The sequence below is a fragment of the Mycobacterium sp. GA-1199 genome (assembly GCF_001500045.1).
Taxonomy (GTDB): Bacteria; Actinomycetota; Actinomycetes; order Mycobacteriales; family Mycobacteriaceae; genus Mycobacterium.
Genome location: NZ_LQIX01000001.1, coordinates 19018 through 33942, shown reverse-complemented (window position 1 = coordinate 33942; position 14925 = coordinate 19018). Strand labels below are relative to the sequence as shown.

Genomic DNA, 14925 nt, shown 5'->3' with positions numbered 1-14925 from the left:
AGGCGGTGTTAACAGCGTCCGAGCGGCCGGCGCGTGTCAGTGGGTTGCTGAAAGATTACGGTCATGACCCCCGCCGCGCATCGCTCAACTGGCCGGCGCAGCCCCGCACCACTCAATGAGGTGGTCCGCAAGCAGATGAGTGCGATGCCCACTCAAGGAACTGGCACCGAAATTGCACTCAGGCGCGCGCTGCATCGACTTGGCCTAAGATTCCGCGTCCAAGACCGAACTCTGCCAGGCAGGCCGGACGTCGTGTTGACGCGCGCACGAATCGCGATATTCGTCGATGGGTGCTTCTGGCACAAGTGCCCCTCCCACGGCACCGAACCCAAGAACAACGGTGAATGGTGGCTCGCGAAGTTAAACGAGAATGTCGCTCGTGACCGCAGAAACGACAGCAAACTTAGAGATCTGGGATGGCTTCCTGTGCACGTCTGGGAGCATGACGACCCCGCGGAGTCTGCCGAGTCGATAAAGAGGCTCTGGCGGGATAGAACCAATCCTCCGGCGAGGCTCCAGCCATCCACGCGGCCCAGGTGAGATGGTGTTCGAGACGAAAGAGAGAATGTAGTGGCACGACGCACATCCTGCGTAACGCCCTCGGCAGCGCGCTTGACGGACTCGCTCCGCGATATCGGTTACGACTTCAGCTCAGCCATCGCGGACCTAGTCGATAACAGCATTACGGCCGGAGCGACACAGGTGGACGTCCTCATCGAGTTCGACGGGGAAGACTCCCGCGTGTTCATTGCCGACAACGGACAGGGAATGACTACGAACGGCCTTACTGAGGCCATGCGATTCGGGAGCCGACGCAGTTACGGCCGAGGTGATTTAGGAAGGTACGGCCTCGGCCTGAAGACAGCTTCTCTGTCACAGGGCCGAGCGTTCACAGTTGTTACCCGACGAGCGACCGGCAGACAAGTCATACAAACTCGTCAGCTCGATCTGGATCTGGTCGCTGAGTTTGACGACTGGCTCATCATCGATCCGGAGCGCACGTCAACCATTCAAAGGGCACGGAATCTCCTCCAGGACGGCCAAGGTACCGTCGTGATTTGGGAGAAGCTTGACCGAGTCGTGCCTGCCAAAAACTCAATGGGCGGCTGGGCGCGACGCCGGTTCGAGACCCTGGCAGAGAAGACCACCGAACACCTCGCAATGGTCTTTCACCGGTTTCTCGCAGGCGAAGCCGACACCGAGACAGTGGCAATCACTGTCAACGGGTCCAAAGTACTTCCTTGGGACCCCTTCGCTCGCAACGAAAAAGCCACTGTTGAGCTTTCGGAAGAAGTCTTCGAGATACAGCACGGCGATGTGACAGGGCTAGTCAGACTCCGTCGATTTGTGCTGCCTGGCCGTGACCAGTTCAGTTCCCACACCGCGTTCGAGCGCCTTTCAGGTCCGCTGAAGTGGAACCGGCAACAAGGCCTGTACACATACAGGGCGCACCGACTTATTCAGTGGGGTGGATGGGCTGGGGTTCGTGGCATAGATGAGCACACCAAGCTCGCCCGGGCGAGCGTCGATTTCGATACCGATCTGGATGCCGCGTTCAACATAAACGTCGCAAAAATGCGTGTGGCGTTGCCGGCGCAGTTGCGCCAGATGATCGAGCGCCCAATAAACGAGATGTGCGCAACTGCTGATGAGCGGTACCGGAAGTCTTCTAGCAACAAGCCTTCTGAGGAAGGCCGCAAAAGCGGTGGGGATAACCTCACGGCCGGCGCCGAGGCCGGGCTGGCGCTTAAAGCAGCAGCGATTCAAGCGGACGAATATGCAGCCTTCAAGAAGATCGCCAAAGTGCTGCGCAAAGACGACCCCAACATAGCGGCAGCACTTGGAATTTAGGCGCGACGTCGGCTAGTGCGAGACAGGTTCAACGACTCCATCACGCGCGCAGTACTTAGCGATCGGACACTGCCCGCAAAGCGGAAGTTCCGGCCGGCAGATGCTATTCGCGAGCTCAATTAAGCCAAGATGCGCTTCCCGCGACTTTGGGCCGAACCCAATCATGCGGGCAACTGCGAGACGGCCGTCGGTCATCTTGTTCTTGCGGTCAACCGTGTTGGCTTGAAAGCGCCTCGCGACACGCAGAATGCCCTTTGTAACCAGAACGGGCTCGCCCGACATCATGTCTTCTTCAGCTGGGGGGGTCGCGTCTACTTCTACAGCGAGCTCAACCAAGTCGGCGATGGCATCGGTCAATCCGGTGGCCTTCTTGATCTCTTCAGCTGAGCCGTTGAGGGCCGACGAGTCGAAGTTCAATCGCTCGGCGATGGCCATAATTTTCTCCGCACGCGCGCGACGACCAACGCCGCTGGCTAGGTCGATGAGTTGTTCAATGAACTCGGGATTCGCCTTCGGGTTCAAGGCCTCCGGGTCCATGCATTTCGTCTCAAGGAAGCGCCACATCGACTTCGATACAGATGGCGACGCTCTATCCAGTAGCAATTCAGCAACGACCAATTGCCAACGTGTCTTCGCGCGGAGCCACGGCATCGACAAACACGATGACCGTCGAACCATCCACTGGGACAGTACCTTCGCGGTCTCACGCGTACTTGTGGTTGCGGGTTCGTCGGTGTCGAGCGAAGCAAGCACAGCCCGGCCAAGGACCAATCCCAACTGGGGTGGAACTGCGTTCCCTATCTGCCGGAACGCAGCCGAAGGTGGACCGTCGAAACGGAAGTCGTCAGGGAATGTTTGTAGACGTGCCGCCTCGCGCACCGTGAGTGTCCTGCTCTGGCGCGGATGAATATACCAATAGCCATCTTTCGCGATATGGGCAGTGATGGTCCGCGACAAGTCATTCTCGTTCAGTCGGTTGTACTTATCGTCGAAGATATCACCGCGATAGCGCTGATGCTCTTGGTCCAAGTCGGTGTACTTGGTGGCGTGGGTCATCCGCTCGAATGCTTGCCGATCGTCTTCCCTGACTGGACGAGTGATATGGTCATAGACCTTTCCGGCATCGGAAATGCCTATCTTTGCACGCATTTCGCGTTGGTATTCGGTGATGGGCCCGGAGTAGTCGGCCCAGCCATGTTCTCCGCCTTCGGGCCTCCAGCCCCCCTCCACTTCGGGGAGATCTCCAATTGCGTTCCAGACGGTCACCTTTCGCGCCGACTCCTTCGGCCATGTGAACTTGACGTTGTCCCGCAGCGCTACAAGTACCAGGCGCTGACGAAATTGCGGCACGCCGTATCGCCAAGTGTCGACGACGCGTTCTTCGACGCTGTACCCGATCTGTTCGAGCGCTTCGACCACGCTGCGTAGGATGAACATCTCGCGATCCAGCGCCATATCGGGAACGTTCTCCATTACGACAGCCCTCGGGTGCACGTTCTGCACTATCTCGAGAAACGAACGCCACAGGTCGCGGCGCTCATCGCGCGGTTCGCGAAGCCCCGTTTCGACTCTGTGTCGGATCATCGAACGGCCGGCGCGAGAAAACGGCTGGCAGGGCGGGCCGCCGGCGATTAGCTCGACACCTGCTTGAGTGCATAGTTCGGACACCCGGGCGATGGCCCCTGGATCGGAGAGATCCCAATCAACCGACATACCGCCGAAGTGATGGGCGTGGGTACGGATCGCGAAGGGCTCGTGATCAGCACCGAGCACGACCCGAAAGCCAGCCTTCTCCAAGCCCAAGCTCAATCCACCGGCTCCGCTGAAGAAGTCGGCGGCGAGCCGCGCACCAGAGGACTTCAGCCGAGCCGCGTACCTGAGGAACACCTCTGGGTCGTCGGTGTGTTCCCGGTGGGGCGAAAGATTGACGAACGGACCTCGCACGAGCTTGACGCCGTAGCTTTGAGCTTTTCGCAACTCTGCTGACGCGGCCTTTGACATAGGACAACGATATCGGCGGCGTGAGACATTACAGGAAGACGCGCGGGTCATGTTTGGCTCTGCTGCGTTGACAAGGGCTCGGGGCCCGTCAGACGGTCGATGCGTTAGACGTTAGGACTGCGGCCCCAACTCCTGCTTGATTTCGGGGTCCCGCGACCGCCAACAGGATGACCGACTGCCTAAGCCACAGCCGGTCTCGAGCGGCCTGAACCGCGTAGCATGCAATCAACAGTGGTGGTCAAATCTATACATCGCCGCGATTGCCAGCGATCGGCCATGACCCGCCCAGTCGGACTTCACATCTGGTCTGTGGTCGAACGTCGAATGACAGCCTCGGAATGTGTCTTGAATACGATCTTATTTACTCACTGTTCGCCGCCTCCGAATGGGGCTCGACGCAACACGATCCGCGTTGCCGATACTAGGCAGATTGGCGATTTATCTGCCAAAACCTTCTCGGCTTGACAGATGTCCGGTTTTCCCGCAGTTGAAGCTCGACGAGGCGTTCAGTAGTCGGATCCGCACTTCGCGCAGCAGACGCTGTCGTCGTTCCGCAAGTTCGGCTTCCAGCTGGTGGTGTGGCGACGGTGCAGAACGGGACAGTGATCCAGCCTTCCATCGACAGTGTGGTGATGGTCTCTAAAACCGGGCGACGGCCCGCTACGCCCACTCAGTCACGACCGTTGCCACTCGGACGATCGCGAAGTTCACATCGCTCAGCGGGCCATGCGCCAGACGGCGGCCAAGGAGCCTGTCGGCGTGTAGTGCTCAGACACCTTTGGGTAGTCCCCTGCTATGACACAACGCAGCATGGCTGATGATTCTTCGGAGCAAGTGCCGGGCCAACAGACCGGAGAGAGCTCCGTCGCTGGCTCGAGGGACCGTGAGAACGAGGAGGGCCAGCGAACCGAGCAAGAAGGCCTTGGAAGGGACGCTTCAGCCAGCTGATCGCCCGGCCTTCTACCCAGTCACCGCGAGCGCCCTTAATACAGATAGACCACTGCGTTGTCACCACCGGTGCACGTGATGACGTTTCGTCCGGTGCACGTCATCTCGTAGGTCCGGCCGGTAACGGGGCTGTACGGGTAGATGACCACCGTGCCGCCGCCTCCTTCCGACAAATAGGCATTCCGTACGGCTTGGGCGAACGCGCACGACGTCCTCGAACTGCCCACCGCAACCCCCGGACTGCACTGAGTGGAATATTCCGGCACGGTGTCGGGGCGGTCGGCTGGCACTGGTCCCCTCGGAGCGGGAGCAGGAGCAGGAGCAGGCGCCGCCGCGGGCGGCGGCGGAGGTGGAGGCGCCGGTGGCGCGGAGCTGTCGTCTGACGACGAGTCGCCGAGACTGACCTCGACGCGACCGCGGGCTTCTTCCTCCGTATAGCTCATCTCGCCGCGATGAGAGACCTGGACCTTATAGAACTTCGCGCCGGACGGAACATTCTCGACGTCGAAGGGGAACACACACAATTTGTTCTCACCGAAACTGCTCCCAAGAGTGCCTTTAGCCAGCAGAGTGCCCGATTCATCGCTCACCGTTACCGCAGTGCCGGGCCCGATATCGTTGTAACCGCCCTTGCCAGCGCATTCGAAATCGTCCGGCAGTCCCGCCGTGGTAATGCTGTCGGTGCGGAGAGACAGCGTCCCGCTGAGTGTGAACGGTTGCTCCTCGTCATTGCTCGTCAGAGCCGAGACGCCGAGGTAGATACCCACGCCAACCGCGACCAACAGCAGCGCCGCAAGGAAGCCGCCTGCTGCGTTGAACGGGAACCGTTTCACGTCAGCCGACGTCTTATCGTTGTGGTCAGGCGGATACGGGTGAACGGGCCCATCCCACTCATCGCCTGGTTGGTCCGTCACCGGGCCCCCTTGCTTCATCATTGGCTTCTACCGCCCTACTCATCCAGGACGAGCGGGACGTCTCAGGCGAGTATCACGTCGACTGGAGAGCGCTGTCAGCAAAATTGATGTGACAGGGTTCATTCCCCGTCTACGGTTGAAGCAGCTATTTAGACATGGAGGCCCGAAGTAGTGCGCATCTATGACCGCGAGACTGCTCGGTCACACGGACAGAAATCGTGGTTGCGCTATGCCGGCTTCCTTCTGGCGCTGCTGGTGGTGGCGGCCGTCGCAACGGCATTGGCCCTGGTTTCGAACGACACAACGACCACAGCTAAGCCCGCCCCTCAAACTCTCGTTCCCGAGGCCGAGATTGTTCCCGCACCAGCGTCCGCCACTGTCTTTCCAGCCGACGTCTCACCTCAACCGCTCGCGCCCGCCCCTGACGACCTCGCTGCCTCCTTCGCTCAGCTACAGCAGACCACCGATGCGCAGATCGGCGTGGCGATCGCGCCGCTCGGCACCGAATCCGAGTTACAGTCCTACGGCGACTGGACAGTGGGGCCGGCCTGGTCGACGATCAAAGTGCCGCTGGCGATCGCAGCATTGCGCCAGTCGCCGTCGTTGATCGATTCTGCCGCCGCCGCGATCACTCGCTCTGACAACGCCGCAGCCGACGCGCTGTGGCAGAGCCTCGGCGATCCCGACACAGCAGCGGCAAGCGTCGAAGCCGTTCTGCGCGAGGTCGGTGATCCGACGACCGTCGAGTCTCGCAAAGTGAGGCCTGAGTTCTCCGCGTTCGGGCAAACCGAGTGGTCCCTCACGAACCAAGCCCGTTTCCTGGCGGCAACAACGTGCGCGCCACAGAACGGTGCCATCTTGGATCTGATGACCCAAGTCGCGGCTGATCAACGATGGGGGCTGGGTTCGAATCCCGGCGCATCCATCAAAGGAGGCTGGGGACCGGACAGTACTGGGCACTACATGGTGCGCCAGATCGGCGTTCTCGACACCCCGACAGGTCGTGCTGCAGTCGCCATTGCGGCAACGCCGAATTCTGGCTCATTCGACGACGGAGTGAGCGCCATTAATACTGTCGCGGACTGGCTCAGGGGTGCGGGTCCGAGCCTGCCCTCGGGTTCTTGTTAACTGCATGCCACGGAACGTTTCGTTCGCCGCAACGCCGCTGCGAGCGGATAGCGTCTGAGACCGCGGACCAGCGGAGGTAGACCTGACTCTCTTGCGGGTTACGCGTCGCCATTTTGTAGCAACGTGGACGTGGTCGTGATGGTCGGCGGTGCCTTCGCCGCGGTCCGACACCGTTCTCTTCGAGCCGTTGGGTCCTATAGATGGTCTGCCTGCCAGTATCCTGAAGCCCGTTCTCGTGCAAGAAATCCGTGCCGGCGCGCGTCGTCGACGCCAACGTCGGGCAATAGCGCCCCAACGATTACCCGTTCAAATCCCTGCAACGAGTACGACACGACGGTCGCGGTTCTGGGGCCGACGATAAAACATTGTCACAACCTGCTGTCGAACCCGGTCGTAGCACACCGAGCTGTCGACGGCAGGTGAAAATTGACCCCCTGGCGGCAGGGGTGCGGCCGAGGTCGCGGTCTTTGAGTCGGTAGCTGTCTCCTTTCAGGGTGATGACTTCGGCGTGGTGCACGAATCGGTCGATCATTGCGGCGGCTACGACGTCGTCGCCGAACACTTCGCCCCAGCGACCGAAGGCTTTGTTGGATGTCACGATCAGGCTGGCCCGTTCGTAGCGAGCGGAGACCAGCTGGAAGAACAGGTTGGCGGCTTCGGGTTCAAACGGGATGTAGCCGACTTCATCGATGACGAGCAACGGGTAGCGTCCCAGGCGGGTCAGTTCGGTCTGGATGCGGCCGGCGTGATGTGCCTCGGCGAGGCGGGCGACCCATTCGGCGGCGGTGGCGAACAGGACGCGGTGGCCGGCCTGGCAGGCCCGTATCGCTAACCCGATCGCGAGGTGGGTCTTGCCGGTGCCGGGCGGGCCGAGGAACACGACGTTGTCGCGGGCGGTGACGAAGTCCAGCGTCCCGAGGTGGGCGATGGTGTCACGTTTGAGTCCGCGGGCATGGTCGAAGTCGAACTCCTCCAATGACTTTCGTGCCGGGAACCGGGCCGCCCGGATACGTCCCTCGCCGCCGTGGGACTCGCGGGCGGAGACTTCGCGTTGCAGGCAGGCGGCCAGGTATTCCTCGTGGGTCCAGTTCTCCGCCCGGGCCCGTTCGGCCAACCGAACAATGGAGTCGCGCAGGGTGGGTGCTTTCAGCGCACGGGTCAGATACGCCAACTCAGCGGTCATATCCCGGCCAGTGGTGGCCGTGGTTTTGGTGGTGGCCATCAAGCGGCCCCGCCGTCGAGATCGACCCCAAACGCGGTGTCATAAGAAGACAGGTCTCGCACCGGCACCTCAGAGGCGAGCGGTGGTGGTGGGATCTGGATGCGTCGGTGCCGCAACACTTTCGCCGCCTGCACATGGACCGGGTCAGACAGGGTCTGGTGGGCGGCCCAGATGCGGTCATGTTCGGCGACGGTCTGTCCGTCGCAGAACGCCTGCACCCGATTCAAATCCGCCCGGACCAGTACCCGGCGCCCCACTACGCTCGGGTGCACCGAGTAGTCGTTGCCGTCCAGGCGGATGTAGTGATCCCGGGGCAGTCGCAGCGCCGAACACCATCCGACGGCCGGCGCCACCGGCGGCAGCGCGAGCATCGCGGCCCGGCCCGCGTCGATCCGCTGGGCCGGAGCGCAGCCCAGGGCGCGGCGGGTGCGGGTGTTGGCCACGGCCAGCCAGTCGGTCAACTGGGTGTTGAATTCCGCCGGCGAGGCGAACGTGCGGCCGGGCAGGAAGGAGCGCTCCAGATAGTCATGGGAGCGTTCGATGAGCCCCTTGGCTTCGGGGTCTGCGGGCCGGCACACGATCACCTTGGTGGCCAGCACCCCGCGAAACGCCTGGCATTCCTTGGTCAGTTCGACCCGCCCGCCCCGCCAGCGCCCGATCGCCCCTTCGCCGTCCCAGACCAGGGCTCGCGGCACCGCACCCAACCGACCGATGAGCTCCCACCAGCCGGCGAACAGATCCTCGGCACGGCGACTGGGGAGCAGCATCGCCAACAGCCAACGGGAGTAGGCGCTGATCATCGTGAGCACCGGCAGCCGAGTCGCAGTGCGGGTTTGGCCGAACCCGACTGGGATCTCCACGTCGGGAAACCACAGATCGCACTGGGCGATCTCCCCGGCCACATACGCCGTGCACGACGCCGGATCCGGTGGCAGATACACCGGCCGCAACTCGGCCACCCGCGACGACAGCACCCGAATGGAACGCTGCCAGCCGATCCGCTCGGCGATCACCGTGGCCGGCATCCTCGGATAGATCTGCAGCAATTCCCGGATCCGCGGTTCAAACCTCGTCGACGATCGAACCCCGCGGCGGTCGTTCGTACTTCGGCGGCCCATCGTCAGCCAGCGCCGACTTCACCGTGTTCTTCGAGATGTTCAACGTCCGAGCGATCACCTTGATCGGCAAGCCCTCGGCCCGGCGCAAACGACGGATCTCAGCCCAATCTTCCACAGACAACATTCCCTTCTGGTCCTCCTGGCTCGACTAGAGCCAGGCCACCGGACCAGGGGGTCAGTTTTCAGTTGCCCCGCCGGGGTCAGAATTCACGTGCCGCTGACACTGTCTAGTCCATCATGGCGCTACACGGTAGAGCTTCGTACCGCTCCAAGAACGAGACGGGTCCTTCGTATCGACTCTGGAACTTCGCTGCTGCCACCGGCCACTGCTCGCCGGCGTCTCCTTGAACGATCCAATCACCCTCCTTCGCAGGTACCGGCCCCTCGAGCGTGTCTATGGTTTCGCCCTTTCGCGCTGGTCGCGCCAACACGATCCCCGTCGCCTCCCAATGGTCCTTTCGTCGGCGCCGGTAAGAAGACCGGAATACATCATTCCGAACAGACCAAACTTCGTCGGCTGCATCACGGACTTCCCAGTCACCCATTCCGGCGTTCATCGCGTCGCCGGTTGATGCCTGCCATGACCACGGCCTCCAGCGGCGTCTGGCAGTGACTACGCCAGTTCGCCGGTAGGGACGCCAGAGGGGCTCGGAGCGATACCCTAATTCACGCAGGTGGATTAGCGTCATGGCTAGGCTGCGCAAGGAGGCGTCGAGCAGCTTCGGATCCGCCTGAGTCGCGGCCCAGTTGGCTACAAGCTTTTCGTGAGTTTTTCGCTCGTAGTCCCGGTTAGGCCCGTATTTCCAGCCCGCATCGACGTAGTGACGTCGCCAGCTCTCCCACTCGCCGCGGGCCATTGCGTAGGAAGCGTCATCGTCGAAACCCAGCAAGCGAAGCTGTTTTATCGGCGGGTTGTCACGCAGCATGGTAGGTGACAGGTGGTCTGGCAGTGAGTTCCAGGTGTTCCACGTGTGGCCCGCCAGTTGTTCCACCATCCAAAGGGCATTGCGGATCTGTCGCCTGTTCGATTCTCGATAGAAATCGCTGAGCGCATTCCAAGACACCGTCGCGGGGGTGTCGCGCTGCGTCGATGCAGCGTATCGTTCGTGAATCAGCCTCGCGGCGCGCTCCCAGTTATCCTGCGCCTGACCCGAAGGAAGGTCGATTCCCAATCGATAACTGCGAAGTTGACCCACTATCGGCGTTGCCTCTGCGGCGACGCTTGCCTTCGAATCCCAAACATAGATGAGAAGATTCGGGAAACGAGCGGCCAAGCGCGTACCGATCGTTGGGTCCATAACCGAGTCGACAAAAACCACCGCATCTGTGTTTTCGACGTCACAGACGAGACTGGTGAGCACGGCGTACGACGGCGATTCCTCTACGATTTCGATCGGCAACTGAACATTTCCGAATTGCCTACGGGATTCGTGGAACTCGTGGTCGCGCTTGAATTCGTCGGCATCCTCAGTAACCAATTTGAGAATTGGCAGAGCCGGGTCAGCCTCTGCTGCGTAGAAATCTCGTTCTAGTTGGCGACGCGCCATATCCGCACAGATAGCCACGGTGAGTTGCGAACTTCCGCAGACCAACACCCTGCGGATAGATTTGACTTCAACGATGTGATCGAGCAGTCGGCGTGCCGTCACCTCGTAGATTCCCACCGCGTCAGCGGCCCATCGGGTATCGGACCCGCCGAACTGCTCTGCCCTCCAGGCTTTCGCAAGCCAGGGGTCATCGATTCTGACGATAAGCGGTGTGCGTCGCTTGTGGCCGGCCTCTGCCATCCTCTGGTTGATCACTCGTAATCTGCTCAAATTCAACGAGGGGTCCGAAGCCAGCAGATACAGCCGATCAAGGTGCCTCCAGAGTCGCTGCATACCAACAGTTTCAGGCCGGTTAAAGTCCGCGCGGAGAATGCGGGCGCCCAAGGTGCGGCACTCCTGCATGGCTCGGCTGTCAGGAGTGGTCGTCAGCAGAACCAACGCGGCACTTCGGTGAATGGACCGCGCGATGGCGTTCACCATCGATTGGGCTTCGTCGTCCACGTCGACCACCGCAGTGACTGATCGAGCAAAGCCAGCACGAAATCGATCGGCGTGCTGACGAAAAACAGAGGCGGTGACGCCTACGATGCTGACCGCGAATGCCGCCAAGATCACCAATCGCGCGACGTCCAACGCTGCCGGTGGATCGATCGGGCAGACACCTTCGCGGAGCGACTTTTCGTCTAAGCCGCCTTTGATTAGGGACACGGTCCATTGGAGGGCGGTGAAAAAGGTCGGATTCGCTGGACCACTGCAGTACCAATACGAGGCGAGTCCCAGGACGAACCCCATCGCGAAAAGTCCAACAACAATTGCGACGGGGACCGTGGCCGAAGTCCGATTCTGTCGCAATTGGTAGGTGACGATGCAAAGGGCTAAAACGACGGCGACTGCGATCGTGATCGTTCGCCATTCTGCGGGCTTACCGAACCACCCGAAGGGCTCGGGTGGGCGGGATTCGGGACGAAAAGCGAGAACCACTAGGTAGCTAACAATCGCTAGAGATAGCGCGGCCAAGACTGCTTGCATAGTTCGCGCAGCACGCATCCGATTCCCCTCTGCAGCGGTGCACACCGATGATCCCATCGATAACACATAGATCAAGGCAGGATCCAGGATGGAGCTCGTTTGAAGCTGGTGATGAAGGTTCCGCGCTTGGCCCAGTTCACCTGTCCTTGGCTGCTTGCTACCGAAATTCGGTCCACCGTAATTCGTCTCTGGTACTTGATCGGTACCCGCCCCCGAGAGCCCGATTGACGCCGCTCGCCTCATCGATGAGTGAGTTCCGCTAACCGATCGTCCTCCCGCGGAACGTAGTTCGTCGACTCCACCTCGAGCCGTCGCCTGGGGTGCAACAATCTGGCGATTAAGTCCGGATGTTCGGAGGAACGGCTTCCCGCGAATGGCAAGAGATTTTTCGAAGATGACGCTCACGGAAGGTGCCGCGGTTCCTGAAGTCGAGGCTTCGACGTATGACGCCTTTCTCTCATACGACCACGACGACCGGCAAGTGGCCGCGGCCATTCAAAAGGGTTTACACAAGATCGGACGTCGTACTGGTCAAATACGGGCATTGAGGGTATTCAGAGACGACACGAATCTCGAGGCCAGTCCCAATCTGTGGGGAAGAATCGCGGCAGCATTGGATCACGCTCGGTTCTTGGTAGTCGTGCTTTCGCCTAACGCAGCCAGCTCTATCTGGGTTAACCGCGAAATCACTCACTGGCTTACAAATCGCAGCGGCGACCAGATGCTATTGGTGCTCGCTCGCGGTCGGGTTCGCTGGGACAACGAAAACCGCTGTTTCAGCCGGGACCAGTCCGATGCAGCTCCACCCGTTTTAACCACCCGCGGGGCTTTCCCATCGGAACCGGTGTATGTCGACGTCACATCCGACGCACCTTGGGACCTTCATTCGCCGACGTTCCGCGACAAAGTCACTTCGCTCGCGGCCCCCATCCATGGCAAAGCCAAGGATGCGCTGAGTGGCGACGACCTCCGCGAACAGCGCCGATATCTGCGTTTGCGCGCCGCTGCGATCGCTTCGCTCGCCATTCTGGCCGTTGGCGCGTGCGTGGCGGCACTGCTCGCCTTCGGGCAAAGTCGAGAAGCCACTCGACAGCGAGATCTCGCAATCGCTCAACGCTTGAGTATTGAAGCGCGCTCCACGCTGGCCGGTCTCACTCCCGGTGGAGATGCCAAAGCCTTTCAATTGTTGCTTGCAGCGCACTCATTGTCGCCAGCGCTTGATGAGGGGCCGCTACTTTCTGCACTGGCGCAACGTTCTAACACTTTGAAGACCGTCGATGCAGGAGCGGATGTTTATGCCGTCGCTTCTAGCATTGAGGGAACTCGGCTTGCCACCGGTACCCAAGACCGCCTCGTGAGATTGTGGGATGCAAACACCGGGCAACTCGTGGGCGAGCCCCTTCGCGGCCACACAGGTGTTGTTACTGGTCTGGCCTTCAGCCCCGACGGGCGACGTCTCGCAAGCTCGAGCACAGACGGGGTTAGACTGTGGAACGCACAAGATGGCCAGCCAGTCGGAAAACTCATAACCGGTCACGTTGGTGCGGTATGGCGCGTCGTCTTTAGCCCTGATGGGTCCCGGCTCGCTACCGCGGGTTACGATCACACAGTACGAGTGTGGGACGCAAACACCGGGGGTCCCCTCCTGGAACCACTCAGAGGCCACAGCGACGTTGTGCTTGGCATTGCGTTCAGCGCCGACGGAAGCCGGCTAGTCAGCGGCAGCGTCGACAGTACCTTACAAATTTGGGATTCTAAGTCCGGTCAACCCATTGGTGAACCCTTTGTAGGACACGAGAAACAAGTTTGGTCAGTGGATTTCAGCCCCGACGGTCGGCAAATCGCATCCGCCAGCGACGACTCGACCGTACGGTTGTGGGACGTTGAGTTACACAGAGAACTCTGGGTTGCGAGGGGGCACAAGGACGTAGTCTGGGACGTCGCCTTCAGTCCGGACGGTTCTAACGTGGCATCGGTTAGTGCTGACAAGACCGCACGAATATGGGACGCAAAAACCGGCCTCGCATTGGGACCGCCATGGTCAGGTCATTGGGCCGGTATTAAAGCCGTAGCATACAGCTCAGATGGCACACGCCTGGTCTCCGCCGGTTTAGATGGCACGTTCCGCGTCTGGAATGCGAGATGGCCTCTGACTGACAATTCCTACACCGTGACGAGCGTTGCCGTCAGCCCCGACGGACGACAGCTGGCGAGCGCCAGTGGAGACAAGACAGTGCGGGTCTGGAACATCGACACTGGAGAGCGGATCGGACCGCCGTTGAGCGGACACACTGATGTTGTCACAAGTGTGGCGTTCAGCCCTGACGGGAAGCGCCTGCTAAGCGGCAGCTTAGACGGAACTCTTCGGATATGGGATTCGAAGACGGGAGCGTCTCTCGGCGCCCCCCTGACAGGGCACAACGACGCTGTTACTAGCGTCGCGTTTAGCCCCGACGGTCGCCACATGGTCAGTGGGAGTTATGACGGGACTGTGAAGCTATGGAGCCCGCGATCCGGCCGTCTACTCCGTGAGATACGCCCTGGCGGAGGTGCTCCGACAAATTGGGTCATGGATGTCGCATTCAGTCCGGATGGTCGTCGCGTAGCAGTCGCCAATGCGACTTGGACCGTGGAACTGCTTGACCCGGACACAGGTGAATCCCTCGAAGGACTAATGGAGGGTCACACCGCAAGGGTGCATACCGTCGCCTTCAGTCCGGATGGTCTTCGCCTGGCCAGCGGCGGCCAAGATCAGACGATTCGGTTATGGGATGTTGGGACCGGCGCGGCAATAGGCCCTCCAATGAACGAGCACACTGGTCCAATAGCTAGCGTTATGTTCAACCCTGACGGCACGAAACTCGCCAGCGCCAGCTTGGACCACACTGTCCGACTATGGGATGTGCCGTCCGGCAGACCAATCGCGGATCCATTTGTCGGGCATGACGCTGAAGTGTCGAGTGTGGTGTTCAGCCTTGATGGCGAACGCCTCATCAGCGGCAGCCGCGACGGTACCCTTCGATTATGGCCCACCACCGCCAATGCAGGGATGATGTGCGAAAAGCTCGCTGCCAACATGAGCGAAAGCCAATGGCGCGACTGGGTGTCGCCGGATGTCCCCTATGTGAAATTGTGCCCGCATCTCCCCGTCCCGACAAATTGAAGGG

General features: G+C 60.8%; 7 protein-coding genes and 3 pseudogenes. 5 read left to right on the top strand and 5 right to left on the bottom strand.

The window, feature by feature from the left end; genetic code table 11:
• Nucleotides 1–63 precede the first annotated feature (63 nt).
• Both AU198_RS25620 and AU198_RS00135 read left to right on the top strand, forming a co-directional pair.
• Nucleotides 64–540: a very short patch repair endonuclease gene (locus AU198_RS25620; RefSeq protein WP_286141417.1), complete on the top strand. Its 477-nt coding sequence runs from the start codon at nt 64–66 to the stop codon at nt 538–540.
• A 72-nt stretch (nt 541–612) separates the two neighbouring features.
• On the top strand, nt 613–1851 hold the full coding sequence (locus tag AU198_RS00135) for an ATP-binding protein (protein WP_231744524.1): 1239 nt from the start codon (nt 613–615) through the stop codon (nt 1849–1851).
• A gap of 12 nt (nt 1852–1863) precedes the next feature.
• Here AU198_RS00135 and AU198_RS00130 read toward each other — a convergent pair whose 3' ends face one another.
• The gene (locus AU198_RS00130) at nt 1864–3852 is read right to left on the bottom strand and encodes a DNA (cytosine-5-)-methyltransferase (RefSeq protein WP_064345469.1); all 1989 of its coding nucleotides are present in this window, start codon (nt 3850–3852) and stop codon (nt 1864–1866) included.
• A gap of 463 nt (nt 3853–4315) precedes the next feature.
• Between AU198_RS00130 and AU198_RS26855 the strand changes: the two are divergent.
• Nucleotides 4316–4617: pseudogene (locus AU198_RS26855) on the top strand (hypothetical protein); the annotation flags it as partial.
• A 218-nt stretch (nt 4618–4835) separates the two neighbouring features.
• Here AU198_RS26855 and AU198_RS00125 read toward each other — a convergent pair.
• Nucleotides 4836–5714 (bottom strand): hypothetical protein, encoded by an 879-nt coding sequence (locus tag AU198_RS00125; protein WP_156431427.1) that lies wholly within the window; start codon nt 5712–5714, stop codon nt 4836–4838.
• Between the two features lie 171 nt (nt 5715–5885).
• On the opposite strand from AU198_RS00125, the gene AU198_RS00120 reads away from it, so the two are divergent.
• Nucleotides 5886–6842, top strand: a complete 957-nt coding sequence (locus tag AU198_RS00120) for a serine hydrolase (protein WP_231744523.1) — start codon at nt 5886–5888, stop codon at nt 6840–6842.
• 442 nt (nt 6843–7284) lie between these two features.
• Here the strand turns inward: AU198_RS00120 and istB are convergent.
• From istB to AU198_RS00100, 3 genes and pseudogenes are all read right to left on the bottom strand, one after another.
• A pseudogene (gene istB, locus AU198_RS00115) lies at nt 7285–8064 on the bottom strand (IS21-like element helper ATPase IstB); the annotation flags it as partial.
• A pseudogene (gene istA / locus AU198_RS00110) lies at nt 8064–9306 on the bottom strand (IS21 family transposase). The pseudogenes istB and istA, both read right to left, overlap by 1 nt.
• A 103-nt stretch (nt 9307–9409) precedes the next feature.
• Nucleotides 9410–11521 (bottom strand): hypothetical protein, encoded by a 2112-nt coding sequence (locus tag AU198_RS00100; RefSeq protein WP_156431426.1) that lies wholly within the window; start codon nt 11519–11521, stop codon nt 9410–9412.
• A gap of 631 nt (nt 11522–12152) precedes the next feature.
• Here AU198_RS00100 and AU198_RS25615 point away from each other — a divergent pair.
• Nucleotides 12153–14921 carry a TIR domain-containing protein gene (locus AU198_RS25615; RefSeq protein WP_197415978.1) on the top strand — a complete coding sequence of 923 codons (2769 nt, stop codon included), beginning with the start codon at nt 12153–12155 and terminating at the stop codon, nt 14919–14921.
• The last annotated feature ends 4 nt before the right edge of the window (nt 14922–14925 follow it).

Coding starts and splice junctions, on each gene's coding strand:
- AU198_RS25620 (WP_286141417.1), top strand. CDS start 64: ATGACCCCCGCCGCGCATCGCTCAACTGGCCGGCGCAGCCCCGCACCA.
- AU198_RS00130 (WP_064345469.1), bottom strand. CDS start 3,852: ATGTCAAAGGCCGCGTCAGCAGAGTTGCGAAAAGCTCAAAGCTACGGC.
- AU198_RS00100 (WP_156431426.1), bottom strand. CDS start 11,521: ATGGGGTTCGTCCTGGGACTCGCCTCGTATTGGTACTGCAGTGGTCCA.
- AU198_RS25615 (WP_197415978.1), top strand. CDS start 12,153: ATGACGCTCACGGAAGGTGCCGCGGTTCCTGAAGTCGAGGCTTCGACG.